This is a genomic window from Mesorhizobium sp. B2-6-1, assembly GCF_006440475.1.
Taxonomy (GTDB): domain Bacteria; phylum Pseudomonadota; class Alphaproteobacteria; order Rhizobiales; family Rhizobiaceae; genus Mesorhizobium.
Map to the genome: position 1 here is coordinate 36,168 of NZ_VFUH01000019.1, position 26,144 is coordinate 62,311.

At 63.4% G+C, this 26,144-nt stretch carries 23 protein-coding genes and 1 pseudogene; 12 read left to right on the forward strand and 12 right to left on the reverse strand.

All coding sequences use genetic code 11. The annotated features are described in order from the left end of the window. Positions 1-10 precede the first annotated feature (10 nt). Positions 11-1,576 carry an NAD(P)/FAD-dependent oxidoreductase gene (locus FJ443_RS27965; protein WP_140650635.1) on the reverse strand — a complete coding sequence of 522 codons (1,566 nt, stop codon included), beginning with the start codon at positions 1,574-1,576 and terminating at the stop codon, positions 11-13. Then, a complete protein-coding gene (locus FJ443_RS27970; RefSeq protein WP_140666457.1) occupies positions 1,563-3,182 on the reverse strand; it encodes an NAD(P)/FAD-dependent oxidoreductase in 1,620 nt (539 codons plus the stop codon). The genes FJ443_RS27965 and FJ443_RS27970 overlap by 14 nt, the downstream gene beginning before the upstream one ends. A 201-nt stretch (positions 3,183-3,383) precedes the next feature. Between FJ443_RS27970 and FJ443_RS27975 the strand changes: the two genes are divergently transcribed. From FJ443_RS27975 to FJ443_RS27995, 5 genes are all read left to right on the forward strand, one after another. Further along, positions 3,384-4,184, forward strand: a complete 801-nt coding sequence (locus tag FJ443_RS27975; protein ID WP_140558445.1) for a class I SAM-dependent methyltransferase — start codon at positions 3,384-3,386, stop codon at positions 4,182-4,184. Positions 4,185-4,211: 27 nt separating this feature from the next. After that, on the forward strand, positions 4,212-4,898 hold the full coding sequence (gene betI, locus FJ443_RS27980; RefSeq protein ID WP_224655901.1) for a transcriptional regulator BetI: 687 nt from the start codon (positions 4,212-4,214) through the stop codon (positions 4,896-4,898). 33 nt (positions 4,899-4,931) lie between these two features. Further along, positions 4,932-6,032, forward strand: a complete 1,101-nt coding sequence (locus tag FJ443_RS27985; protein WP_140666458.1) for an ABC transporter substrate-binding protein — start codon at positions 4,932-4,934, stop codon at positions 6,030-6,032. Positions 6,033-6,138: 106 nt separating this feature from the next. Further along, positions 6,139-7,215: an extracellular solute-binding protein gene (locus FJ443_RS27990; RefSeq protein ID WP_140666459.1), complete on the forward strand. Its 1,077-nt coding sequence runs from the start codon at positions 6,139-6,141 to the stop codon at positions 7,213-7,215. Beyond that, positions 7,212-8,522: a flavin monoamine oxidase family protein gene (locus FJ443_RS27995; RefSeq protein ID WP_181174452.1), complete on the forward strand. Its 1,311-nt coding sequence runs from the start codon at positions 7,212-7,214 to the stop codon at positions 8,520-8,522. The genes FJ443_RS27990 and FJ443_RS27995 overlap by 4 nt, the downstream gene beginning before the upstream one ends. On the opposite strand, the gene FJ443_RS28000 is transcribed toward FJ443_RS27995, so the two are convergent. The 3 genes from FJ443_RS28000 to FJ443_RS28010 are packed head-to-tail and all read right to left on the reverse strand — an operon-like array spanning position 8,486 to position 11,335. Further along, positions 8,486-9,559 (reverse strand): ABC transporter ATP-binding protein, encoded by a 1,074-nt coding sequence (locus FJ443_RS28000; RefSeq protein ID WP_140666492.1) that lies wholly within the window; start codon positions 9,557-9,559, stop codon positions 8,486-8,488. The two genes, FJ443_RS27995 and FJ443_RS28000, sit on opposite strands and share 37 nt — an antisense overlap. Positions 9,560-9,596: 37 nt before the next feature. After that, positions 9,597-10,421 (reverse strand): ABC transporter permease, encoded by an 825-nt coding sequence (locus FJ443_RS28005; RefSeq protein WP_140525484.1) that lies wholly within the window; start codon positions 10,419-10,421, stop codon positions 9,597-9,599. After that, complete coding sequence (locus tag FJ443_RS28010; RefSeq protein WP_140500612.1) at positions 10,418-11,335, reverse strand: ABC transporter permease; 918 nt, start codon at positions 11,333-11,335, stop codon at positions 10,418-10,420. Before FJ443_RS28010 ends, FJ443_RS28005 begins: the two co-directional genes overlap by 4 nt. A 63-nt stretch (positions 11,336-11,398) precedes the next feature. On the opposite strand from FJ443_RS28010, the gene FJ443_RS28015 reads away from it, so the two are divergent. Beyond that, positions 11,399-11,644 (forward strand): hypothetical protein, encoded by a 246-nt coding sequence (locus FJ443_RS28015; protein WP_140625037.1) that lies wholly within the window; start codon positions 11,399-11,401, stop codon positions 11,642-11,644. Between the two features lie 26 nt (positions 11,645-11,670). Next, positions 11,671-13,089 carry an aminotransferase gene (locus FJ443_RS28020; RefSeq protein WP_140666461.1) on the forward strand — a complete coding sequence of 473 codons (1,419 nt, stop codon included), beginning with the start codon at positions 11,671-11,673 and terminating at the stop codon, positions 13,087-13,089. Positions 13,090-13,163: 74 nt separating this feature from the next. Here the strand turns inward: FJ443_RS28020 and FJ443_RS28025 are convergent, their stop codons facing one another. Next, positions 13,164-14,366, reverse strand: a complete 1,203-nt coding sequence (locus tag FJ443_RS28025; RefSeq protein WP_140500615.1) for an aromatic ring-hydroxylating dioxygenase subunit alpha — start codon at positions 14,364-14,366, stop codon at positions 13,164-13,166. Positions 14,367-14,805: 439 nt separating this feature from the next. Between FJ443_RS28025 and FJ443_RS28030 the strand changes: the two genes are divergently transcribed. After that, entirely contained in the window at positions 14,806-15,216 is a 411-nt protein-coding gene (locus FJ443_RS28030; protein ID WP_140666462.1) for a hypothetical protein, read from the forward strand. 129 nt (positions 15,217-15,345) lie between these two features. On the opposite strand, the gene FJ443_RS28035 is transcribed toward FJ443_RS28030, so the two are convergent. Further along, a complete protein-coding gene (locus FJ443_RS28035) occupies positions 15,346-17,433 on the reverse strand; it encodes a sensor histidine kinase (protein WP_181175147.1) in 2,088 nt (695 codons plus the stop codon). Between the two features lie 160 nt (positions 17,434-17,593). Next, complete coding sequence (locus FJ443_RS28040; protein WP_181167426.1) at positions 17,594-18,367, reverse strand: response regulator transcription factor; 774 nt, start codon at positions 18,365-18,367, stop codon at positions 17,594-17,596. A gap of 45 nt (positions 18,368-18,412) precedes the next feature. Between FJ443_RS28040 and FJ443_RS28045 the strand changes: the two genes are divergently transcribed. Further along, positions 18,413-19,114, forward strand: coding sequence for a response regulator transcription factor (locus tag FJ443_RS28045; protein ID WP_140558460.1), 702 nt, complete (start codon positions 18,413-18,415; stop codon positions 19,112-19,114). A gap of 81 nt (positions 19,115-19,195) precedes the next feature. Here FJ443_RS28045 and FJ443_RS28050 read toward each other — a convergent pair whose 3' ends face one another. Continuing rightward, positions 19,196-19,363 (reverse strand): hypothetical protein, encoded by a 168-nt coding sequence (locus FJ443_RS28050; RefSeq protein WP_140658318.1) that lies wholly within the window; start codon positions 19,361-19,363, stop codon positions 19,196-19,198. 356 nt (positions 19,364-19,719) lie between these two features. After that, entirely contained in the window at positions 19,720-19,911 is a 192-nt protein-coding gene (locus tag FJ443_RS31485) for a hypothetical protein (protein WP_181165414.1), read from the reverse strand. 213 nt (positions 19,912-20,124) lie between these two features. On the opposite strand from FJ443_RS31485, the gene FJ443_RS28060 reads away from it, so the two are divergent. Beyond that, on the forward strand, positions 20,125-20,589 hold the full coding sequence (locus FJ443_RS28060; protein WP_140517911.1) for a L,D-transpeptidase: 465 nt from the start codon (positions 20,125-20,127) through the stop codon (positions 20,587-20,589). 152 nt (positions 20,590-20,741) lie between these two features. Here FJ443_RS28060 and FJ443_RS28065 read toward each other — a convergent pair whose 3' ends face one another. Both FJ443_RS28065 and FJ443_RS28070 read right to left on the reverse strand, forming a co-directional pair. Next, the gene (locus FJ443_RS28065) at positions 20,742-23,825 is read right to left on the reverse strand and encodes an efflux RND transporter permease subunit (protein ID WP_140525490.1); all 3,084 of its coding nucleotides are present in this window, start codon (positions 23,823-23,825) and stop codon (positions 20,742-20,744) included. Next, on the reverse strand, positions 23,822-25,135 hold the full coding sequence (locus FJ443_RS28070) for an efflux RND transporter periplasmic adaptor subunit (RefSeq protein WP_140500621.1): 1,314 nt from the start codon (positions 25,133-25,135) through the stop codon (positions 23,822-23,824). Before FJ443_RS28070 ends, FJ443_RS28065 begins: the two co-directional genes overlap by 4 nt. A gap of 145 nt (positions 25,136-25,280) precedes the next feature. Here FJ443_RS28070 and FJ443_RS28075 point away from each other — a divergent pair, with 145 nt between their 5' ends. Next, positions 25,281-25,850 (forward strand): TetR/AcrR family transcriptional regulator, encoded by a 570-nt coding sequence (locus FJ443_RS28075; RefSeq protein WP_140517913.1) that lies wholly within the window; start codon positions 25,281-25,283, stop codon positions 25,848-25,850. Positions 25,851-25,864: 14 nt separating this feature from the next. Beyond that, positions 25,865-26,116, forward strand: a pseudogene (locus FJ443_RS28080) (inorganic phosphate transporter); the annotation flags it as partial. Positions 26,117-26,144: the final 28 nt, after the last annotated feature.

A 26,144-nucleotide genomic window follows, 5' to 3' on the forward strand; every position in this document is an offset into this window, starting at 1 on the left:
AAACATCGCCTTACCCCTTCATCGCAATGATGCGTCGAGCGGCGTTCAATCCAGGTGCGCCGGAGACGCCGCCGCCGGGATGTGAACCGGCACCGGCGAGAAACAGCCCGTCGAGCGGTGTGTCGTAGCCGGACCAGCCCGAGACCGGGCGCGAGATCAGCATCTGGTCGGCCTGCAACTCGCCGTGGTGCCAGTGGCCGCCCGGCATGCGGTAGCGCGTTTCGATATCGGCGGGCGTCAAGAGCTCGGTGTGGCGCACCGTCTTGCCGATGCCTGGCGCGTAGGCTTCGAGCTGAGCCATGATCGCCTCCAGGAATTTCGCCTTGCCGGCGTACCATCCCTCTTTCAGCGCATAGGGCGCGTATTGCACCACCGCCGACAGCACGCAGGCGCCGTCGGGCGCGAGCGATGGATCGGCGAGGCTGGGCAGCGTGATCTCCATCACCGGTTCGGGCGAGAACGCGCCGTATTTGGATGGATTGAAGGCGCGCTCGACATGATCGGGCGAGGGGGCGATAACCAGCCGCCCCCTGTGGCCGGCGGCATTGACACCTGTGAATTGCGGCGGCCTGTCGAGCGCCAGGTGAAGCTTGGCGACATCACCCTTCATGCGGATGTTGTTCACCTTGCGCACGAAGCCGGTGTCGAGTTCGCGTGGACCGACAAGGTCGAGCAAAGTCGTCGCCGGATTTGTCGCGGAGACGATCGTCCTGGCGCGCAGCACCTCGCCATTGTCCAATGCGACACCGACGGCGCGGTCTTTCTCGACAATGATCCTTGCGACAGGCGCCGATGTGCGGACGTTCACGCCGGCCTTTTCGGCCGAGGCGCGGATGGCGGCGATCACCGCGCCCATGCCGCCCTTCGGCACTATCTGCGCGCCGGCCGCACCGCCGGCCTCGCCGGCTAGCCGGTAATAGAGGCCGAGCAGCGAGGTGGGCGAGCGCGGACCGAGATGGCTGCCGAGCGTCGCGTCGAAGGACAGCAGCCCTTTCAGCCTGATGTCGGCAAGCTGCTCGTCGAGCAGGTCGGCGACGTTCATCAAGAGCACGCGCAGGAAATCGCGCATGTCTTCCTTGCCGAGCCTTTTCAGCGCCAGTGCGGCCTGGCCGAGCGCCGCTGTCTCCAGCAGCGACATGCCGGCCAGCTCGGGCGGACGACGCGAGAGGAAGGGTTCCAGGATGCCGGCGTAGCGCAGCAGCTGCGCGCGCAACTGCTTCCACGCGGATTGCTCCGACGAACTTGCACCGGTCAGCATTTCGCCATAGGCGCCGTGCAGGACCAGCGAGGGGCCGTCCATCGACAGCGCAACCGACGGCGCGAAGTCGTCTGGGGTAATCCGCAAGCCATGCTTCTCCAGCTCCAGCGTCTTCACCACGTCGGGGTGCAGCCTGTTCAGCAGATGGGCGATCGACGAGACGTGAAAACCCGGCGCGAATTCCTCCGTGCGCGCGGCGCCGCCGAGATCGTTCCCAGCTTCCAGCAGCAGCACCTTGCGCCCGGCCTTCGCCAGCGTGGCAGCAGTGACGAGGCCATTATGGCCGCCGCCAATGACGATTGCATCATATGACGTCATGGGCCGGGCTCATATGTGAGATCGATTTGGCGAGATCGCGCAGGATCTCCGCCGCGGCATTGCGTCCGGGCGCGCCCATGACGCCGCCGCCGGGATGGGTCGAGGAGCCGCACATATAAAGCCCGCCGATCGGTGAGCGGTATTGCGCGTAGCCCGGCACCGGGCGGTTGAACAGAAGCTGGTCGAAGGTCAGTTCGCCCTGGAAGATGTTGCCTTCGGTGAGCCCGACCTCGGCCTCGATTTCGCGCGGCGTGCGCACCTCCATGTGGACGATGCGGTCGCGAAAGCCGGGCGAGTAGTCGGCAATCTGCGCGATCACGCTTTCGGCGAATCCGTCGCGATCGGCGTCGGACCATTCATGGCCGTTTACCTTGGGCGGCGCGTATTGCACGAAGCAGCTCATGAAGTGTTTTCCCGGCGGCGCCATCGTCGGGTCGAGCGTCGTCGGGATGACCATGTCGAGGAAAGGATCGGCCGACCAGCGCCCGGCCTTCCAGTCGTCATAGGCGCGCTCCATGCGCTCCATCGAATCGGTGAAATGCATGTCGCCGCGATAGACCGGCGAATCCTTCGGCAGAGCCGGGAATTCGGGCATCGAGTCCAGCGCGATGTTGACCTTGCCGGACGAACCTCGGATCTTGAAGTTCCTGACCCGGCGCAGGAAAATCTCGGGCAGTTCCTTTTCCTCGACCAATTTCAGGAAGGTTCGCTTCACGTCGGCGTTGGAGACGACGAGCTTGCCACGGATCTCCTCACCGCCCGCCAGCACCACACCCTTGGCCTTGCCGCGGCTCACCAGAACATGGTCGACCTCGGCGCCGGTGCGAATGGTTCCACCCGACGCTTTGAAGGATGCCGCCAGCGCTTTTGTCACCGCGCCCATGCCGCCGCGCGCATAGCCCCAGGCGCCGACCGAGCCGTCGACCTCGCCCATATAGTGGTGCAGCAGCACATAAGCCGTGCCGGGCGACATCGGACCGAGCGCCGTGCCGATGATGCCGGACAAAGCGAAATTGGCCTTGATGACATCGGTCTCGAAATATTCATTGAGGAAGTCTGAGATCGACATGGTCCAGAAGCGCAGCGTCAGCGCCATTTCCTCCGCCGACAGGCCCGCGAATTTCTTGCCCAGATAAAGGAGCTCGCCTAGATCCCGTGGCCGCAGACTGGTCGGGTCGGGCGCGGTGCGCATCAACAGCGGCTGGATGAAACGGCACTGGCGCGTCACGTCGCGCGCATAACGGTCGTAGGCTTCGGCATCGCGTTTCGAGAAGCGCGCAAATTCGCGCCGGTGTGCATCATGGTCCCGGTAATTGGCGAGATAGTCGCCATCCCTGGTGAACACCGCGCCGCCCTCATAGGAAATAACCTGCAGGCCGAAGCGCGGCAGTTCGAGGTCGCGCATGATTTCAGGGCGAAACAGCGAACAAACATAGGAACAGTTGGAATAGAGGAAGCCCGGCGTCAGTTCCCGGCTGGTGGCGGCGCCGCCGACCCAGGGATTCTTCTCCACCACCAGCACGTCGAGCCCGGCGCGCTGGAGATAGCAGGCATTGACCAGTCCGTTGTGTCCGCCGCCGATGACGATCGCATCCCAAGCTTTCATTTTGGCCCAGTCTTTCCATGCGATCCGCTGTTCATTTTGGCGTAATCCGTCCCCTCAATGCGCGAAACTTGGCATGGTAGTCGTCGTTTTGTCCAGCTATATTGAATGAATGTTCAACAAATGATGTTGCGTTTTCCCAGACATGGGCTAGGCTTTGCAGGCGTTCGAGACGGACATTCGTCGATTGGGGATCGAGGGTTGATGATCGAAACGGCCGAGGCCGAGCCGGAGTATGACGGAGCCGCCATCCGCTTCCTCGAGGCGCTGTGGGGCGACGGCTACCTGTCGCCGGGCGGGCCCGACGAAGTCGACCGCGTGCTCGAGGGGCTTTCGCTCGCAGGCAAGACCATCCTCGACATCGGCTGCGGGTCCGGAGGCATCACGCTGCATCTGGTCGAACGGCATGGCGCCGCGCACGTCACCGGCTTCGATGTTGAGCGGCCGGTGATCGAAACGGCCAGGCGGCGGGCAGCCTCCCGCGGGCTTGCCGACCGCGCCAGCTTCATCCAGGCGCCGCCTGGGCGGTTGCCTTTCGAGGATCAGTCCTTCGACGTCGTCTTCTCCAAGGATGCGCTGCTGCATGTCGCCGACAAGGATGCGCTGTTTGCGGAGATATTCCGCGTGCTCAAGGCCGGCGGCGCCTTTGCGGCATCAAACTGGATGATCTCGCATGACGGCGAACCATCACCGGAGATGAAGGCCTATGTCGCCGCCGAAGGGCTGTCCTTCGCGATGGCCTCGCCGGCGCGCTACGCACAGGCGATGCGCCAGGCGGGCTTTGCCGAGATCGCGGTTCGCGACCGGAATCCCTGGTACCGCGAGGTGGCGCGGGGCGAACTGGAAAGGCTGAAGGGGCCGCTCTATCCGACGGTCGCGGCGGCAGTGGGCGCCGCCTATGTCGACAAGAACATACGAACCTGGGAGGCCATGCAGAAGGTGCTTGACAGTGGCGAGCACCGTCCCACTCATCTTCGCGGGCAAAAACCGAAGATGGTCGGCTAGCCGGCGATGTGGAGCATGACCGCACCCATGAAAATTGCAGCACGCCAAGAGCAGTCCGCCGAGGCATCGAGCGAACCCGAGAAACGCGGGCGTAAGGCTTCCAAGGAGGTCAGGCAGCTTCAGCTGATCGAGGCGACGATCGATTCGTTGGCCAAGCGCGGCTATTCGGAGACGACGATGGCCGACGTCGCCGATGGCGCGGGCCTGTCGCGCGGCATCGTCAATTTCCATTTCGAGAGCAAGGAAAAACTGCTGATCGCGACCTTGCAACATATGTATGACGAGTACTCGGCGCATTGGCGCAATGCCTTGGAGAAAGCGGGGAACGACCCCGCCGACCAGTTGCGGACCCTGGTCGCGGCCGATTTCGACCGTTCGATCTGCAACAAGCGCAAGCTGGCGGCCTGGTGCGCCTTCTGGGGCGAGGCCAAGTCGCGGCCGACCTACCAGGCGCTGAGCAGCGCCCGCGATGCCGTCTACCAGAACATCTTCATCGAGCTTTGCGCGACGCTCAAGCAAAGCGGCGGCTATGCCTATGAGCCGCAGGTCATGGCGCTGGCGCTCAGCGCGACGCTGGAGGGACTGTGGCTGCGCTTGATGATGGGCACCGAAGACACTACCCGCGAGAGCGCCTTGCAGGCAGCCAACGAATTCCTGTCGGCCGCATTCCCCAAACATTACCAGGGAGCAGCCGCCACCCGTCGCAAGGCATGAAGCAATCGATAAATAAAAGAGGATGGAACAGCAATGAAGACATCAATCCAGCGGCTGACATTGGCCCGACGCCTGACATTGACCCTGGCATTGACCGGCGTGCTGGCGGCCTCGGCCGCAGCCCTGGCGGTTGCCGCCGACAAAGACCTGGTCGTGTTCGACTGGTCCGGCTATGAGGATCCGAGCTTCCATCCGAAATATGTCGAGAAGAACGGCGATTCGCCGACCTTCGCCTTCTTTGGCGACGAGGACGAGGCGTTCGAAAAAGTGCGCTCGGGTTTCAAGGCCGATCTCGGCCATCCCTGCTCGCAGAGCGTGGTGAAATGGCGCGAGGCCGGCCTGCTGCGGCCGCTCGACACATCGAAGATAACAGGCTGGAAAGATCTCAATCCCGGAATCATGGCGATGAAGGATCTCGCCACGACCGCCGATGGCAAGGCCTGGTTCATCCCCTGGGACTGGGGCAACACCCAGCTCACCTATAATTCCGAAAAGGTCGACGCCAAGGACGTGCAGTCGCTGAAGGCGTTCGCCGATCCGAAGTTCAAGGGCCGGGTTTCGATCGGCGACAATGTCGACGACGCCTATGCGCTGGCGAGCCTCGCCATCGGCGTCAAGGACTGGACCAAGATGACCGACGACCAGTTCAAGCAGGCGTCGGATTTCCTGCGCCAGGTGCATAAGAACGTGCGCTCCTACTGGACCGACACAACGGACGTGGTGCAGCTTTTGAGCGGCGGCGAGGTCGATCTTGCCTGGGCATGGAACGACGCCACCGTGCAATCGGTCGCCGCCGGCGTGCCGATCAAGGCCAAGAAGGACACGGACGAAGGCATTTCGACCTGGGTCTGCGGCTATGTGCTGTTCAAGGATGCGCCCGGCAATGTCGACAAGGCATATGATTATCTGAACGCCGTCAACGATCCCGAAACCGCCAAGGTGCTGGTCAAGGACTGGGGCTATGGCCAGGCCAACGCCAAGGGCATGGCCGGCGTCGATCAGGCCGTGCTGAAGGAAAAAGGCTATGACGACGTGCAGAAATTCGTCGACAAGACGCTGTTCCAGTCGCCGGTGCCGTCGCAGCTCAAGCTCAAGATGATCGCCGAATTCGAGAAGATCAAAGCCGGATATTGAGCCGGTTCGGCCGCCCGTCCGCCTGCGGAGATGGTGGGTGGGCTCGCCAAGAGAGGCGAATTCTCCTAACCTCGCGGCAGCCTTTTTGCGACGGGGAATTCGCACCATGAAGCCAGTGCTACGCCGTCTTGCCCTTGCCGCCGCCTGCGTGATCGGCGCCGGCGCCGTGTATGCCTGGGCGGAAGGTGGCGGCGACCTCGTCGTGTTCGACTGGTCCGGCTATGAGGACCCGCTGCTGCACCCCGCCTATGCCGCCAAATACGGCGCCGAGCCGACCTTCGCCTTCTTCGGCGACGAGGACGAGGCCTTCGAAAAGATGCGAGCCGGCTTCAAGGCCGACATCGCGCATCCCTGTTCGCAAAGCGTGGTCAAGTGGCGCGAGGCGGGCATGCTGCAGCCGCTCGACACGTCGAGGATAGCAGGCTGGAAAGACCTCAATCCCGGCATCATGGCGATGAAGGATCTCGCCACCACCGACGACGGCAAAGCGTGGTTCATGCCATTCGACTGGGGCAACACCTCGCTTCTCTACCGCACCGACAAGGTGACGCCGGAGCAGGCGCAATCGCTCAGGATCTTCGCCGACCCGAAGTTCAAGGGCCGCGTCACCATCGGCGACAATGTCGACGACGCCTATGCGCTGGCGAGCCTGGTCATCGGGCTGAAAGACTGGACCAGGATGACCGATGCTCAGTTCCAGGAGGCGTCCGCCTTCCTTCGCGACGTGCACAAGAACATCCGTTTCTATTGGACCGACGACACCGATCTCAACCAGGCCTTCATCGGCAATGAGGTCGATCTCGTCTGGGGCTGGAACGAGACCTATGTGACGCTGAAGGGGCAAGGCCTGCCGATCGCCATGAACCGCGACAGCAAGGAAGGCATCTCGACCTGGGTGTGCGGCTATGTGCTGATGAAGGACGCGCCGGGCAAGCTCGACCAGGCCTATGATTTCCTCAGCGCGGTCAATGCGCCGGGGGTGTCGGACTATATGGTCAAGACCTTCGGCTACGGCCATGGCAACGGTGCCGGCATGGCCGCGGTCGATCACCAGGTGCTGGCCGACCGCGGCTTCGACAATCTCGACAAATTCCTCGACAAGACGCTGTTCCAGCAGCCGGTGCCGCCGGCACTGAAGCAGCGCATGGTCGCCGAGTTCGAGAAGATCAAGGCCGGCTATTGAACAGCGGATCCGCAAGAGCCGATGTCGTCATCATCGGCGCCGGCTTCACCGGGCTGTCGGCCGCGCTCGAGCTGAAAAAGGCCGGCGTCGATTTCGTGCTGCTCGAAGCGCGCGACCGTGTCGGCGGGCGCGTCGAGTCGATGGAGATCGGTTCCGGCGAGCGCATCGACAGTGGCGGGCAGTTCCTGTGCGAGGACATGCCGGAGCTGATGGCGCTTGTCGACGCGCGCGGCAAGACGCTTGTCGAAACCCATGTCGACGGCGCGTTTATCGCCCAGCCGCCAATCTCCGCCGCCGAGGCGAAGCGAACCTATTCTGGTTCGATGGCGATCCGCGATCGGATGAACGCGATCGCGCCGGACGATCCCTCGATTGCCGGGCTGACCGTTGCCGCCTGGCTCGACCGGCAAGACGATGCCGATGCCGCCAAGGCAGCCTTCCGCTCGATGATCGAAGGCCTGTGGTGCCTGACGCTGGAGAAACTGCCGCTCTGGCACCTGATCGATAACGATCGGCGCATCACCAATGAGGTGCCGGAGCTCCAGTATTTCCTGCGCGAGACGATGCAGTCGGTGGCCGAGGACCTGGCCAGCGATCTCGGCGACCGGCTGTGGCTCAACGCGGCCGTTTCATGCATCGAGCATGGACCGCAAGCCGTTCGCATCGTCTCGGCGGCGGGTGTCATTGAAGCGCGGGCGGCACTTGTCGCGGTGCCGCCGGTCATGGCGGCGAAACTGGGCTTCGCACCCGCCCTGCCCGAATCCCTGGCGAAGGCGCTCGGCGTTTGGGAAAGCGGCGCCGTGATCAAGGTGCTGGTGCGCTACCCCGCTGCCTTCTGGCGCCGCCGCGGCTTGAGCGGCATGGTGATGTGGCGCGACCCGCCGGGGCTGTTCGCTTGCGATGCCAGTCCGGATGAAGGCCACGCGGCGCTGGTCGTCTTCGTCGGCGGCCCGCTCGCCTTGCGCTGGGGTGAGCTTGGCGAGACGGCACTGCGCGCCGAAGTGACCGGGAAACTGGTGGAAGCCCTCGGTCCCGACGCGGCCGAAATCGCGGGTTTCAGCCAGCGCGACTGGACGCATGACCGCTGGAGCGGCGGCGGCTACAGCGACCTCATCGTCGACGTCGCGGCGACCGATGCCGAACCTGTGCTCCTGGCCGGCGCGCCGCCTGTTCATTTCGCATCGTCGGAGCTGTCGCCGTCATTCCCCGGCTATGTCGAAGGGGCGATCGTTGCCGGTCGCATTGCGGCGCGAAAGATCATCGCGAACCGTCAATCCGCCATCGCCACCAGGGCTTCGGGATCGTAGGCAAGGCGGATCGAAGTGCCGACCGGAATATCGTCGGCGCCGAAATCGTTGGTCTCGGTTACCGACAGCGGCTTTTCCAGGCCGGGGATCTCGACGATCAAATGGGTGATCTCGCCGAAATAGTGGCGTTCGACCACCTTTCCGGCAACCTCGAACTTGGCCGTCGCGTTGTCCCACAGGACGCGCAGGCGCTCCGGGCGGATGCCGAGCGTGGCACCGCCGCCATTGCGCACGAAGGCCTTCGGCTTGTCGGTCTTCACACGGCCGAAGCCCAGCGTGTCGACGACCAGCGAGCCGCCGTTCTCCTCGACGATCTCGGCCTTGACGAAATTCATGCCGCCGAGGAAGTCGGCGACCTGGCGGTTGACCGGCCGCTGGTAGATCTCCTTGGGCGAGGCGACCTGCGCGATCCTGCCGCCGAACATCACGGCGATGCGGTCGGACATGGCCAGCGCTTCATACTGGTCGTGGGTGACCAGCACGAAGGTGATGCCGACGGCCTGCTGCAGGCGGCGCAACTCGACCTGCATCTGTTCGCGCAGCTTCTTGTCGAGCGCCGACAGCGGCTCGTCGAGAAGCAGCACCTTGGGTCGCATCACCAGCGCGCGGGCAAGCGCGACGCGTTGCCGCTGGCCGCCGGACAGCTCGGTGGCGAGACGCTTGCCGAGGCCGGTGAGAGAGACCTGCGCCAGGGCTTCCTCGACGCGGCGCTTCTCCTCGCCGCCCTGGAGCTTCAGTCGCTTCAGGCCATAGGCGACGTTCTGCTCGACGTTGAGATGCGGGAAGATCGCATAGCTCTGGAACACCATGTTGGTCGGTCGGCGATTGGGCGCAATGCCTTCCATCGGCTGGCCGCCGACCGAGATCGAACCGCTCGTCGGGTTGTCGAAGCCGGCGATCATGCGCAACAGCGTGGTCTTGCCGCAGCCGGACGGGCCGAGCAGCGAGAAGAATTCGCCCTCGCGAATGGTCAAGGAGGCATCGTCGAGCGCCTTGAAGGCGCCGTAGCTGCGGGTGACGCCGTTGATCTCGATCATCGTCCGTTCGGACAGGGTTCGTGCGGATGGGGCCTGCTCAGGCATAAAGCCCTCCCTCGTTCTGGGTGCGTCTGGCGGCGCGGCGGCGCAGGATTTCGGCGACGGTCATCAGCAGGAAGGAGGCGACCAGCAGCAGCGTTCCGAGCGCGAGCACGCCCGGGAGTTTGGCCGCGAAGCGCAACTGGCCCCAGATATAGATAGGCAGCGTCGCCTCGGTACCGGTCAGGAAGAAGGCGATGATGAACTCGTCCAGCGAAATGGTGAAGCAGACCAGCAGGCTGGAGATGATCGCCGGCGCCACCATCGGCAGCGTCACCCGCCGGAAGGTGCCGAAGGCGCTCTCGCCGAGGTCGGCCGAGGCCTCCTCGAGGCTGCGGTCGAAACCCTCGAAGCCGGAGGTCAGCACCGTCATCGAATAGGGGATGCAGACCAGGACATGGCCGAGCACGACGGTGAACAGGGAGAGGCTCAAGCCGAGCTGCAGCATCACCAGCAGCATCGAGATGGCGACGATGACTTCCGGCAGCACGAGCGGCGCCATGATCAGGCCGTTGATGGCCCGCCGGCCGGGATAGCGGTAGCGGGTGATCGAGCGGGCGGCGAGGATGCCGAGAACCGTCGAAAGGACGGACGCCGAGACGCCAACGATCAGGCTGTTCCAGGTGGCGTCGAGCAGCGCCGGCGTGTTGGGCAGGTCCTCGTACCATTTGAGGGTGTAGCCGGTGAGCGGGAATTTCGGCGTGGCCGCCGTGTTGATCGAAAAGATCGGCAGGAAAATCACGGGCAGATAAAGGAAGCCGACATAGAGGAAGGCATAAGCCGACAGCCAGCCGCCCGGCAGCAGACGTCGCGCCGCGCTCATCGCGCAAGCCTCTGGGCGGCACGGATGACCAGCACCGTGGCGCCGGCCATCAACGTCACGACCAGCATGGTGGTGACGGAAAGGGCGGCGCCCAGCGGCCAGTTCGAGGCCTTGCCGAACTGCGCCTGGATGGCGTTGGCGATCATGACGCCGTCCTTGCCGCCGACGAGCTTGGGGGTGACATAGTCGCCGACCGTCGGGATCATCACGATCAGCGCCGCCGAGATGATGCCTGGCGCCGACAGCGGCAAAGTCACGCGAAGGAACGAACGAAAGGGACCGTCGCCGAGATCCGTGGCCGCCTCCACCAGGGTCCGGTCGATCTTCTCCAGCGAGACGAAGATCGGCAGGATGGCGAAGGCCGCCCAGGCGTGGGTCAGCGTGATGATGACGGCGCTCGAATTGTAGAGCAGCGCCGTCGACGGCTCGTCGATGATGCCGAGGCCGATCAGCCCGGAGTTCAAGACGCCATTATAGCCGAGAATGACCTTCCACGACATCACGCGCAGGAGATAGCTGGTCCAGAACGGGATGGTGATGAGGAACAGCCACAGGCTCTTGTGGCGGCCGCCGTGGAAGGAAATGAAATAGGCGATCGGATAAGCCAGGACGACGGTGAAGAAGCTGACCGTCAGCGAGATATACAGCGAGCGCCACAACAGATCGCGATAGATCGGCTCGGTCAGGGCGACGCGGTAGTTTTCCAGCGTGAAGGTGCGGTCGATGGTCAGATAGTTCTGCGTCCAGAAGGAGTGGGCGATGACCACCAGGATCGGCAGGACCAGGAGGATGAGCGCGTAGAGAAAGGTCGGGCTGATCAGGGCAAAGCCCTGCACGGGTTCGGATTGCAGAAGGGCATTTCGTCTGGCCCGCGTCATGCGCAACGGGGGCGACCCTTCCGCCGCCGCCGTCATTGCCAGGCTCCGGGGGGCAGGGCTCCGGCTGTGGTCTCGGTTGCTGGCCTGGAGCGTCCCGCCATGCGGTATCCCATTGGACTGGCGCCGGCTGTTTGTTCCCAATTTTGTTTTGGAGCGCGATCGAACGCAAAACCGGTGACCAGTTTTGCTGATCGCGCTCCGAGCTTGCCGGCTTTCTTTCATCATGCCCGCATCCGCGGATTGAAATCAAGCGCTATTTCTGAGATATTGATTGAACAGACATTCAAAATGGTGCGGATTATGCCGGAAATTTCCGGCACTGCCGGCCAAATTTCGAAATCCTGAATTCGACGAATGATGTGGAGATGACAATGGCGGCTGCGAGGGACCTGAAGGCGAGCGAAATGGCCGAAGCTGGAGCCGCCGATGCCGTCGAGTTGGCCAGGCGCCATCTCGTCCAGCCCTGGCCGTATGCCGGTTCGGTCGGCGCGGAAGCGCGCGCGCTGATCGGCGAAGGCGACGGCATCTACATAACCGACGGCACCGGCAAGCGGTTGATCGACGGGCCGGCCGGCATGTGGTGCGTCAATGTCGGTCATCGGCGCGAGGAACTCGCCAGGGTGATGTACGACCAGGCGATGGCGTTGTCCTACAACACGCCGTGGTACACGATGAACGCGCCTTCGGCGGAGCTTGCCGGTCGCATAGCCGGTCACGCGCCCGGCGATCTCAGCCACGTCTTCTACACCACAGGCGGCTCCTCGGCGGTGGAGACGGCGCTGCGCTTCATGCAGTTCTACAACAACGTGCGGGGCCGGCCGGAGAAGAAGCTGATCCTGTCGCGCGGCGGCGCCTATCACGGCTCGACCTATCTGTCGGCCTCGCTCAATGGCCGCCCGCGTGACCGCGACTGGATGGACGGCGCCGACGAGCTGGTGATCAAGCTGTCCTCGCCCGATCCGTTCCGTCGTCCGCAGGGCATGAGCATGGCTGATTTCACCGACTTCCTCGTCGACCAGTTCCGCGACACCGTCGCGCGAGTCGGTGCTGACCGGATCGGCGCTTTCGTCGGCGAGCCGGTGCAGGCCTCCGGCGGCGTTATCGTGCCGCCGGACGGCTATCTCAAGCGCATTCGCGAGATCTGCCGCGACAACGATATCCTCTATGTCTCCGACGAGGTGGTGACGGGCTTTGGACGGCTGGGCCATGTCTTCGCCTCCGGCGATGTGTTCGGCATCGATCCCGACGTGATCACCTTCGCCAAGGGTGTGACGTCAGGCTATTTCCCGCTCGGCGGCGTCATCATATCGGAACGGCTGCTGGAGGAACTGCGCCGGTCGAACCATCCCGACGCGATGTTCGGCCATGGCCTGACCTACACCTCCCATCCGGTCGGCTGCGCAGTGGCGCTCAGGAATCTCGACCTTCTGGAACAGGGCGTACTTGCTCATACGCAAGCGGTCGCGCCCTACTTCCAGGCGCAGCTGAAGACGCTGGAAGAATTGCCGTTGGTCGGCGAGGTGCGCGGGCTGGGATTGATGGGCTGCGTCGAATGTGTCGCCGACCGCGAAAGCAAGGACCCGCTGCAGCTCGACAAGGATGTCGGCAAACGCATCGACGCGCATTGCCACGAGCTCGGCCTGCTGGTGCGGCCGCTGATCAACATGTGCGTGATGTCGCCGCCGCTGGTCATCACGCGCGAGCAGATCGACGACATGGTCGGCATTTTGCGCGAGGGCATTTCGCGCACGATGGATGATCTCAGGAAAGAAGGGGTGTGGCGGGGATGACGTTCTTTCTTCGCCCCGCATAGGACTGGGAGAGGAGCGCTCTCACCGATGGTTTCGCCAATTATCGGCGTCGCCTATCCACGCGACCGCAGCGCGTCGTTCAAATTCCACATGTCCTTTTCTTCCGGCGCCGTCTCGAGCCCAAGCACAGGGATCTGCCTGCGCAGGTGGTCGTGGTGGGTGCGCACGCCGTATTCGAGGTCGGAGAGGTAAAAACCTTCGAAGGCTTCCGACAGCATGGATTCGTTCGACCACACCGAAAGCTGGACATCCTCCGACATGGTGTCGCGGTCGATGCGGAAGGAGAGATAGCGGGCCGCAGCCTGCTCGCGGCTTTCGTCGCGATAGCGGTAAATGGCGCCGCGCAGCAGGGTCTCACCCGTCGACAGCGGGAACTCCTGATAGAACTGCACCGATTCCGGCATCACCGAGAGGACGGCATTGGGGAAGATGCCATAATAGACCCAGGCCTTCTTCAGATAGTCCGGCAGATGCGCCGGCTCCGGCGCGATCTTGACGTAGTTCCTTACGCTCCAGCGACGGCCGGCATGCGGGTTGTAGCTGGCGAAGGAGCGCGACACGCCGTTGACGAAGGGTTCGTCGAAATAGGTCGCGCCATAGAGGTCCTGCAGAGCCGGGTGCGCCATGGCGACGTGATAGCCCTCATTGTCGACGTCGCGCACCGACTTCCAGTTGACCGGAGTTTTCTGGGTCCAGATGCCCCAGGAGGGCACCATGTCGGCGGCCTTGTAGTGCGAGAATTCGGGCTCGATCGGCTTCATCAGCTCGGCGACGGAGGGCTGCGGGCCGCCAGCGCGGAAGCGAATGAAGATAAAGCCCATCCAGACCTCCAGATCGAGCGGCATCAGGCCGAACTCGGTCTTGTCGAGATCGGGAAAGGAACGCGGGCGGGCAGCGCCGCGCAACGTGCCATCGAGATTGTAGACCCAGCCGTGGAATGGGCACACAAGCGCGTTCTTGCAATTGCCCTGGCTGTCGGCGACGACACGGCTGCCGCGATGGCGGCACATATTGTTGAAACCGCGCACGACGCCGTCCTTGCCGCGCACGATCAGAGCGCGTTCGCCGACGACGTCCATGGCCAGGTAGTCGCCTGCGTCAGGGATGTCGCTGACATGTCCGGCGATCTGCCAATGGTTGCGGAAAACGTGCTCCTTCTCGAGTTCGAGGAGGGCATCGGAATGGTAGCTCCAGCCAGGCAGTCCCCGCCGGTCCCAATCGTTGGGAATGGCCACGTCACGGAGATGCGGGTTCATAAAACGTCTCTTCTTTTTATTGAATATCCGTTCAATATAATCATATTTTTCATTGAAATGCAATGGCTTGTGGAAACGAGCATATTTTCGAAAGAAAATTGGCGCGCCGATTTCAATCCAATCCGATGTGACGGCTGGCCCCGAAAACCCCGGAGAATCCGCGCGTTAGCCCGGGTTTCAAAGCTTGGTTCCGGCAGGGTTTCGAAGCAAATCCTGCCACGGCGGAAGCCGAGGCAAAAGGCGTCGCCGCGCGTCTTGCCCGCTTGCCGATCCGCCGAGCCGAGATCGGCAAGCGGGCGCGTGATGCCCAGTTGGTGGGGTCTGCCGCGGGTGCCGTTTCAAGGCGGTTACAATATCAGATTCACACCAGCTTTCCGCTGATACAGAGCGCGACTAAGTTCGTTTTATCAAAAAAAGAAAGTCAACGAAGGGGGTGATGATGCATGCGAAAGTTCAGATTGCCAGCAACGACCGCCGGTCCCAGGCTCCGGAGCGCGTTGGCCGCCGCCCGAAGCTGGCGTTGCGCCAGCGCGCCAGCGACCACCCCATGGCGATGTTCATGGCGCTGGCTGCTTGCGCCTTCGCCGGCATGGCGTTCGCGCCGACGGTCGGCCCGGCCTTTGCTTCGCTCAATCCACCGGCCAACGTCGTCGGCGGCGCAATGACCACCACCAGAACCGCACGCCTGCCGATGCCGATGGTCGACCTTGCCTGCAAGGGTCAGGCCTGGGGCGCCGAGAGCGCCGATTGCCTGCGGGCCATAGCCGAGCAGTCCGGAGCCCACAAAGCCCGTGCGGTCCGGATGATCGCCAATGCCGCGCCGCTGACCAATACGCCGAATATTTTCTGAGTTCGACTGAAACATGGTTCCGAAGCGGCTCCGCTTTGGAACGTGCCGCGGCGCTCCCCGAGCGCGTCCAGCGCTCCCTTCGGCTCCCGCCGCATGTCGGCCGGGGGCTTTTTTACCGGTTGGTGCGGTCTATCCCTTCGAAACCACCTGGTCGGCAATGGCGGACAGGACGCTGCGCACATCCAGCGTGCTGAACGGTTTCTCCAGGATCTGCGGACGCTGCAGTAGCGGCAGCGCCTCGATTTCGGCCTTGGCGCCGATCAGGTCGCCAGTGACCAGCACGAAACGCCGCGCCAGTTCCGGTCTTTCGGCAAGCAACTCTCGATAGATGGTCATGCCGCTTGTTCCAGGCATGCGCAGGTCCGAAAAGACGATGTCGGGCGGCATGTGGCCAGCCAATATGGCTGTGGCCGTGTCCCAGAGGGGCGCGATCCGTGACTTGATGCCCATCAGTTCGAGTATGTCGGAGAGCGAACCGGCGACGTCGGGCTCGTCATCGATGATCAAGGCGTGGCGCAGCCCGCTCGATCGCGGCTGGCTCTCGCCGGCGATGGCGACGCCGGCTACAATGGCCGGCAGCTGGACGACGAAACGGGCGCCACTTGGCAGCACTTCCTCGAACCAGACATTGCCATTGTGCCGCTCGATGATCGATTTCGAGATCGACAGGCCGATGCCGGTTCCGACGCCGACCGGCTTGGTGGTGAAATAGGATTCGAAGATGCGGGACCGGATCGCTTCCGGTACGCCAGGCCCATTGTCCTCGACCGAGAAACCGGGATCGCCGCGCTCGCTGCGGAAGGTCCGCACCTTGATCAGCCGGTCGCCGCCTATGCCTGCCAGCGCATGCTGGCTGTTGATGAGGAAATTGGCGGCCACCTGGGTGACGTGATCGGCATCGGCCATGGCCAGCAACGGGCCAGGCGCGAAATCGGTGTCGATGATGATGCCGCTCGAGCGCGCGCCGTAGGCGGTCACCTCGAGCGCCGCGCGGATCACCTGGTTGAGGTCCGTCTCGGCCCGCTCCGTCGGATGCAGCCGGACCATCGACAGGAAGCTCTTGACGATGCGGCCGCAGCGCTCGGCGGCGGCGCGCACTTTCTCGGCGCGAACCTTGGTCTGCGGATCGGAGGCGAATTCGTGCAGCAATGTCGACTGCGCAACAACCACGGCCAGCGGGTTGTTGAGTTCATGCGAGACACCCGCAAGCAGCGAACCCATCGCCGCCATCTTCTCGTTCTGGTGCAGCTTCTCGCGCTGGCGGTTGATCTCCTCCTCGGCGCGCAGCTTGTCGCGCAGGTCGCGGATGGAGCCGAAGATCAGGCGGCGGTCGGCGACCCGCATCTCGGTCGCCGTCAGTTCGATGGGGAAAATCTCGCCGGCGGCGTTCTGGGTCACCGTCTCGAGCCGCTGTCCGACCATTGGCGCGCCGCGTCCGGACATGTATTCGGCCCCCGACGCATAGCCCTTACGGTAATAGATCGGCACGATGGTGTCGAGCAGGTCCTTGCCGAGGATATCGCTGCGCAGGAAGCCGAACATCTTCTCGGCGGCCGGATTGAATTCGACGATCGAGCCGGTCTCGTCGATGACGAGGATGGCATCGAGCGAGGCTTGCAGCATGGTGCGGCGGATGACCTCGCTGGCGTGGGCGTCGGAGGGCGAGCGTTCGATCGCGTCGCCGATGGCCAGCGCGATGATGTGCAGCGTCGCTTCTTCCTCGTCGGTCCATTCGCGCTCCTCGATGCAGTCATTGACCGCCAGCGTCCCCCATAGGTGGCCATGCGCGAATACGGACACCGACAGGAACGACTTAATGCTCTGTTTCTCGAAGTCGGCTCTCAGGAAGCCCTCGAGGTCGCGCGTATGGCCGGCGAAAATCTTGCCCTGCCGTTCATCCTCCTGCAGCCGTTCCAGCAGCTGATCGGCGTTGATGATCGACTGCACGATCACCGTCGGCGAGGCCAGCTCGCCACCGACCACGGGATCGATCCAGTAGGCGGCCACCGACTGGGCAAATCCCTGGCCGGGCAGTTCGCGCAGGCGGAACAGGATGCCGCGCTGGCAGTCCATTGCGTGGCAAAGCGTTTCCAGTATGGCTTCCATCTCGCGCTGCCAGTCGCCGGCCTCGCGCAGCCGCCGCACCACGCGCACGGCCGCCATCGCCGCGCCTTGCCGGCCGTCTTGCATGTCCGTGCCTGCTGCTTCAGCGGTCATTTTCAGCCATCGTTGCGGTGCCAAGCGGATTTCATGCGCCGCGTTTCAAATCCTTGTTTTTATGCCTTGTCCCAAATCCAAGAGCGTTTTTGGGAGACAAGTATTGCGACGGGTCCGTCCACAGACCAGCACAGGCGCGGGAGCAATCCCCCGCGCCCACTTAGTGGCCGTCGCCGGCCGGCAGCGAGAAGATATAGCCTTCGCCGCGCACCGTACGCAGGAATTTCGGGCTGGCCGGATCCGTTTCTATCTTCTTGCGCAGGCGCATGATGCGAATGTCGACCGCGCGCGAGGATTCCGGATCTTCGGTGAGGCCGATCGCTTCGGAAATGGCAGCACGTGTCAGCAGCCGGTTGGCGCGGGTCAGGAAAACCTCCAGCACGTCGAACTCGCTCTTGGCCATGTCGATCACCGCGCCGTTGGCGCCGGTGACCAGCCTGCCGTCGAGATCAGCCTGGAAGGAGCCGAAAGCGACGGAGCGGCGGGGATCGCTCGCCTTTTGGCCGTGCATCGGCGCGTGCTGCGGAACCCGGCGCAGCACGCTGCGGACCCTGGCCAGCACCTCGCGCAGCTCGTAGGGTTTGACGATGTAGTCGTCGGCGCCGAGCTCAAGTCCGACGATGCGATCAAGCGCGGTGCCGGCGGCGGTGGCATAGATGATGCCGATCGGCAGTCTCGAGCGCAACCAGCGGCCGAGCGATAGCCCATCCTCACCCGGCATGGCGATGTCGAGGATGGCGAGGTGGAATGATTGCGTTTCGACCAGGCTGCGCGCGGCGGCCGCGGTTTCGGCGGTCGCCACGTCATAGCCGGCGGCGCCGAGATATTCGGCGACCGCCTCTCTTAGATCGGGCTCATCCTCGACAATTAAAATTCTTGCCCGCACGATGCGCTCGCTCCCACTTTCGGTGGAAAGTAGATTGGGTATAAACATGATGTCCAGCACTCATATCGGGTTGCCAGGAAATGGTTGGAAAACATGGCTGCACGCGCCGTTATCGGGCTTATCTGCGTCGCCGAAGTGGTGGCGACCGAACTCGCCGATCACCTTGAGCGGCGAGGCCACGACGTGCGTCAGGCGCGCCAGCCCTGGGAAGCGGAATCTATGCTGGCGGGAAAGGGCGTCGACGTCGTCGTCGTCGGTGACAGCCTCAGCCAGGCGGAGGGACGTGATCTGCTCAGACGTTATGGCAGCCAAGGGGGGGGCGGTGAAGGCGGACCGGATTTCATCCTGATCTGCCGGCCGTGCGACCTCGTCGACAAGGTGCTGGCGCTCGAGCTCGGTGCGGCCGACGTCATCGAAAGTCCGCTCAATGTCAGGGAACTCGCCGCCCGCGTCGGCGGCCTGCTGACGCGGCGGGGCAGGGCCGCCCAGGAACTGATCGTGTTGGAGAACGCGACCGTCGATTTGAGGTCGGCCATCGTCATGCACCGCTCGGGCACGGAGGAGCAGCTTTCGCCCGGCCAGGTGGCGCTGCTTCGGCTGTTCCTGGCCAGTCCCCGCAAGGTGCTGACGCGCGACGACATAATCGCGGCGGCGCCGGCCGAGAATGTCGACGCTTTCGACCGCTCGATCGATTCGCGCATCGTGCGGCTGCGCCGCAAACTCGATACGGAAGCCATCATCACCATACGCGGCGCCGGCTACCGTTTCGATCCGCCGGCGCAATTCGCCGATTGACGGCCGGGCGCTCACGCAGTTCCTCTGGTTGAGCATCGGATTTCCAAACCGGTTTTCACCTCGGGCCCGATTGCCCTGTGCTCAGCGCACCACCAGTAGCGATGGCCCCGGCGACATGTCGCTGCCTGCCGTGAACTCGCCTGCTTGCGCGCGCTCTTTCAAGAGCACGGTGGCGAGCCCGGCAAAGCCGAGCAGGCCCTGTGCGTAGAGCAGTGCCGAAAGCACAGAGGCTGCAAGTTTCGTTTTCATTGCGTCAATCCCCAGTAATTCATGTTGCGGCGGCTTGTTTTCCGAAGACCAACGCCCGTCTTGGGTGGGCGCGTGACGCCTCGGCATACTTCAGGAACTCCCGAAGTGCCCGCGCCGTCTACGGAGCCCCCCGTCACGGCGCGGGCCTTCGGTCCTCTCAGCAGCAAGTTGCCGGAGGGGCCGCGCAATGCCAGCAGCCGAAGGCCAACCCGCCAGTGGGCCTTGAGCCGGACGATGCGCAGGCTGGAACAATCCAGACCGTGGCACAAAACAGGACGGTATAGAGGGTTGAGATCTCACTCGAACTTATCGCCGCGAGGCTGGCCATGGAACCGTCGGCAACCGTGCCGGCGCCGCTAGTGGCTGCTGCTGCGATGCTGATCCCGAGAAACCAGGACCGCATGTTCGTTTTCGTTCCCGTGGTCGTTGCCGTCTGCTTTCGTTACGTCAACTCTGCCGGCGGCCTGTATCCGCTTCATGCCGCCGAAAATGCGCTTTGTTGCAGATTCTGTTTCGAAATAGGGCTCCAACCTTTCAAGTTTGGCCAATCCGAACTTTCGTTTCGGGCTGGATACCTATGTGCCTACTCCTGTCCAGGGTGACAGCGTCAATGTCCGCCATTTGGGAACTTTGGCCCGTTAACCAGAGGAAACATATTCGAAACACAAACGAGCATTTCACGAAATCTCTCCGAAACATGATGCATCGATAAGCCGCTCATCGAATTTGGGGCCGGCCAGCCCGGCAGAGAGAGGGACATCATGCATACTGCTATTTCCGCCAAGCTCATCAACATAACCGCCGCCGCTGCCCTGACGGGTGCGGCGCTTCTGTTCGGCGCCGGCACGGGTACCGCGCATGCCGCCAACAAGATCGTGGCGCGCGTCTCGCTTTCGCAACAGGTCATGGAAGTCTCGGTCGACGGCCGCCCGGCCTTCGCCTGGAAGGTTTCCACCGGCGACAGGGCGCATGTGACGCCGACCGGCTCGTTTAAGCCGACGCGCATGCATGAAATGTGGTATTCGAAGAAGTACGACAACGCGCCGATGCCGCATTCGGTGTTCTTCAGCGGCGGCTATGCGGTGCACGCCACCTATGCCATCAAGCGGCTTGGCCGGCCGGCCTCGCATGGTTGCGTGCGGCTGCATCCCGACAATGCCGCCGATTTCTACCAGCTCGTCGAAACCTTCGGGCCGGCCAACACCAGCATCGTCATCGTCAAGTAGCTGGCTGGCAACGGATCGGCACAGCAGCCATATCCGTTCAGGGCTCCCGCCGGAACATTTTCCCGCGGTAATCGAGCACAGCCAAAAAAGAGGCCGGGACGTTTCGGCCTCTTTCTTTGTTAGTTTTTGTTAGTTCGGCAATGCCGTTTCCATCAGCTCGGCAATGCCGGCATCAATTTGGGATCCGGCTTCTCGGCCAGCTGGGGCAAGTCCTTGCTGGCAATGAAGGTATAGAACATGGGCACGACGAAGAGCGTGAACATGGTGCCGACCAGGATGCCGGTGAAAATGACCAGGCCCATCGAATAGCGGGCCGCGGCGCCGGCGCCGCTGGACGTGATCAGCGGCACCACGCCAAGCGCCATCGCCGCCGTCGTCATCAGGATAGGCCGCAGCCGCACCTTGGCCGAAGCGATGATGGCGTCGCGCCGCCGCATACCGTGGATCTCGCGCTGCTGGTTGGCGAACTCGACCAGCAGGATGCCGTGCTTGGTGATCAGGCCGATCAGCGTGATCAGTCCGACCTGCGTGTAGATGTTGAGTGTGCCGAGGCCCAGATTGAGCGGCACGATGGCGCCGAAGATCGACAGCGGCACCGCCATCATGATGATCAGCGGATCACGGAAGCTTTCGAACTGCGCCGCCAGCACCAGATAGATGACGATGACGGCCGCCCCGAAAGCGATCAGGATCGTGTTGCCCTGTTCCTTCTCCTGCCTGGACTGGCCCGAATAGTCGATGAAGAAGGTGTCGGGCAGGCTCTCCCTGGCTATGTCCTCGAGGACTTTCAATCCATCGCCCGTAGTGACGCCGGGCAGCGGCAGCGCCGAGATCGTCGACGAATTCAGCTGGTTGAACTGCTCGATCGCGGCCGGCGACGCATTGGTCGAGATCTTCACCACCGCCGACAGCGGCACCATCTCGCCCGTTACGCTGCGCACGAAGTACTCGCCGAGTTTTTCGGGATTGTCGCGGAATTCTTTCGGCACCTGCGGGATGATGTCGTAGCTGTTGGAGTCGCGGTCGAACTGCGCCACTTCGGCGCCGCCGACCAGCAGCGTCAGCGTCCGGCCGATATCGGCGATCGGCAGGTTCAGCGCCGCGGCGCGGTCGCGATCGATGGTCACCGTCACCTGCGGCGCGTCATAGGCCATCGAATTCTGCACGACGATGAAGCGGCCGGAGGCCTGTGCCTTGTTCTTGATCTTCTCGGCCACGTCGTACACTTCCGAGGAGTCGCCGGTCGATCGCACCACCAGGGCGATGGGCAGGCCGCCGCCGGAGCCCGGCAGCGTCGGTGGCGCAAAGACGAAGGCCTGGACGCCCGCCACCTTGGCGAGACGGGCTGTGATGTCGGCCTGCAGCTCCTTCGAGTTGCGCTTGCGCTCCGCCCAGTCCTTGAAGGCGAAACCGACGAACGCACTGTTCGTCGTGCCGCCGAACGCGACGGCCGAGAACTGCGCCCGCGTTTCGGGAATATCCTTCACCAGACCGAGCATCTGGTTGACGTAAGTCTCGGTGTAATCGGATGTCGCGTAACGCGGCGCCGTTACAAGCGAGAGCAGGAAGCCCTGGTCTTCTTCCGGCGCCAGTTCGGTTGAGGTCTTGGTGAACATGAAGCCGGTCACCCCGACAAGCGCCAGCACGATGATCAGCGTCAGCGGGCGATAGTTGAGCGACCCGGTGACGGCCCGCTCATAGACGTGCTCGACCCGCGCGAAAGTGCCGTCGACAATGCGCTGGAAACGGCCTGGCGTGCCGGACTTCAGCAGGCGCGCCGACATCATTGGCGTGATGGTGATGGCGATCACGCCCGACAGCACCACCGAGCCGGCGAGCGTGACGGCGAATTCGCGGAACAGCGCGCCGGTCAGGCCGCCGGTGAAGGCCAATGGTGCGAACACCGCGGCCAGCGTCATAGTCATGGCGACGATGGCGGTGGCGATCTCGCGCATGCCGTTGAAGGCCGCCTGCATCGGCGACATGTGGTCCTCTTCCATGTGGCGGTGGATATTCTCCACCACCACGATGGCGTCGTCGACGACGAGGCCGATCGCCAGAACCATGGCGAGCAGCGACAGAAGATTGATGGAATAGCCCACCGCGAACAACAGGAAGCAGACGCCGATCAGCGACAGCGGGATGGTGACGATGGGCATCATCACCGAACGGAAAGAGCCAAGGAACAAAAGGATGACGACGACGACGATGGCAACGGCCTCGCCGATGGTCTTGAACACTTCGTCGATCGAGGCGCTGATCTGCCCGGTCGCGTCGTAGACGATCTCGATCGTCATGCCTTTCGGCAACGTCTCCTGGATTTGAGGCACCAGCTTGGTGAGCGCCGCCGCGGTGGTCAGGGGATTGGCAGCCGGGGTCGGGAAGATGGCGAGGAAGGTGCCTGGCTTGCCGTTGAAGGAAACCCTGGTGTCGGTATTCTCGGCGCCCAGTTCGACGCGGGCGACGTCGCGCAGCCGCACCACATTGCCGTCGGTCGAGCGCAGCGGCAGCTCGGCGAAGGCTTCCGGGGTCTGCAGCGTCGAGCGCACGGTGATCGAGGAGACGACATATTCGTTCTCGGTGTTGCCGGGCGCCGACAGGAAGTTGGAGTTGTTGATCGCCGTCAGCACTTCCGATGCCGTCACGCCGCGCGCGGCGAGCCTGACCGGATCGATCCAGACGCGCATCGAGTATTCCTGGGCACCGAAGATCTGCACGTCGGCGACGCCTTCGACCGTCGACATGCGGGGCCTGATGACGCGTTCGATATACTCGGTCAGCTGCTCCTTGGTCATGTTCGGGTTCTGCATCGAGATGTACATCATCGCGAATTGCTGGCCCGTGCCCTTGACGATGACGGGATCCTTGGAGGCGTCCGGCAAGGTGCCGCGCACGCCCTGGACCTTGGACAGCACTTCGGTCAGCGCGACGTCCGGGTTGGAGCCGAGCTTCATCTGCACAGTCACGGTGCTGGAGGACGGTCGGCTCGACGACGTGACGTAATCGATGTTCTCGGTCGAGGCGACGGCGCGCGCGATCGGAGCGGAAATGAAGCCCTGGATCAGGTCGGCGCTGGCGCCCGGATAGGCCGTCGTGATGGTGATCGCGGTTTCGTCAACCTTCGGATACTGGCGGATCGACAGGCTGAATATGCCCTGGAAACCCAGGAGCAGGATCATGCAGGCAAGGACCGTGGAGAGGACGGGCCGGCGAATGAAGAGATCGGAAACGCTCATTGCTGGTCGGCCTGCTTGTTCGCCGATTTGGTTGGGTCGATGGTGTTGTCGACGTTGACGGACATGCCGTTGAAGAGGCGATTCTGACCTGCCGTGACAACCTCATCGCCCGCCTTGAGGCCCTCGACGATCTCGACCATGCCCTCGTTGCGGCGGCCGGGCTTGACGAATACCTGCGACAGGACCAGGGCAGGCTGCTCGCCCCCCGTGGCCGGCTTGGCCTGATCGGCGGCGGCCTTGTCCGCTGGTTTTGCCGCATCGGCGGCAGGCTTCGCGGCTTCGGCCGGTTTGGCATCGGCCGCGGGCTTGGCGTCGGCCGGCTTGTCGGTCGCCGCCGCGGCGGGGTTTGTCTCCGGCTTGGTCGGCTGCGCCTCGGCGGGCTTTGCCGGGTGCACCACGAATATGTAGTCGCCATAGAGGCTGGTGGTCAGCGCCGTCTGCGGCAGCGCCAGCACATTCTGCTCCTCGGGCAGTTCGACACGCACTTGCACGAACTGGCCGGGGGTCAGCTTGCCTTCGGGATTGGCGACTTCCGCCCGGATGTTCACCAGCCGACTGGACGGGTCGATCTTGGGATCGATACCGCGAATGGTCCCGGCAAAAGGCATGTCGCCGCCGCTGAGGCCCAGCCGAACCGTCTGCCCGATCTTGAGCAGCGGCAGTTGCTGTTCGGGAACCGTGAAGTCGACCCGCATCGTGTCGAGATCCTGCAGCGTCACCACGGCGGTGCCGGGCGCCAGATATTGGCCTAGATCGATCTTGGGGATGCCGACGGTTCCAGCAAAGGGCGCCGTCAGCTGCTTCTGGTCGAGCACTGCCTGAAGCCTGTTGACCTGGGATGCCGAGGCGGACGCGGCCGCACGTGCGGTGTCCAAGGTCGAGTCCGAGCCGACACCGCGCTTGGTCAGTTCGAGCGCGCGGGTCAGCGATGTCTGATCGAGCGCCGCCTGCGCCTTCTGTGCCGCGAGATCGGCACGCTCTACGGCGTCGTCGAGCTGCAGCAGCACCGCATTGGCCGCCACTTTCTCGTTGGCATGGAAGGGGATCTCCTTGACGATGCCGGCGGTCTCAACCGTCAGGTCGACACCGCGCACGGCGCGGACCGTGCCGATCGCCTCGATGCCCGGCGTCCAGTTCGACGGCTTGACGATAGTTGTCGACACGGTTGCCGCTGGCGGCTTCATCGTGGCGAAATACTGCTTGATGCCGTTGTCACGCAGGAAATTGAACCCGACGATGCCGCCGACCACGATGACGAGCACGGCCAACACAACAATGATGATAACGAAACGGAGTATGCGCTTGAACAAGGAAGTCCCCTCAGTCGAAATCCGGCGCGAAGCGCGGATATCGGGACACATATCGACTGCGGGCCCCGATTTCAAATGACCGCGGTCTTACTGTACCGTCTGGACGGTCTTGTCAATTGGGCCTAAGCTTGCGATGGGAGGCGCCATGAAAGCCCAACGAACGAACTCGCGCGAGAGGATTCTCGCTGCGGCGGCGGACGTCGCACGGGAATCCGGCCCCGGTAGCCTGTCCCTGGATGCCGTCGCCAGCCGCGCCGGCGTATCGAAGGGCGGACTGCTCTACAATTTCCCGACCAAGGCCAAATTGATGCAGGGCCTGGTCGAAGGCTATCTGCGCGAGTTCGAGCAGGCGCTGGAGACCGCCAGCAGCAACGACAATGGCGCAAATCCGCTCGCCGTCTACATCAGGCTTTCGGCCAAGGATTGCGAGGACAAGCAGCCATCGGCGTCGTGGATATTTTCGGCGATCGCCGAGGATCCGGACTTCATGTCGCCCATAAAGACGTTCAAGCGACAACTCTTCCAACGACTGAAGAGCGAGACGCCGGATCTCAAATCGCTGCTGGTCTGCTATCTCGCCATCGAGGGCCTGCGCAGCATGAATCTGTTCGACGCGGATGTGCTTTCCCCAGACGAGCGGCAATTGCTGGTGTCGTCGCTGCTGGAAATCGCCGGATCGCCCGATGTCGGTCCTGCCCGGGCCAAGCGACCCTGACGGACCATCAGGGCCATTTGACCTATGGCCAGGGCGCCGCGGCCGAACTCGTCGCCATGGTGACCATCGGCATGGCCGACAGGCTCGGCCTGCCGGTGTCGACGACCCATGTGCTGTCGTCCGGCATCGCCGGAACCATGGCCGCCAATGGCTCGGGCCTGCAATGGTCGACGGTGCGCAACCTGCTGCTGGCCTGGGTGCTGACGCTGCCGTGCTCGATCACGCTGGCCTTCGTGCTGTTCATCATCTTTCACCAGGTGTTCTGAGCCGGGGCAGGCACTTTCAGAAAAAAAG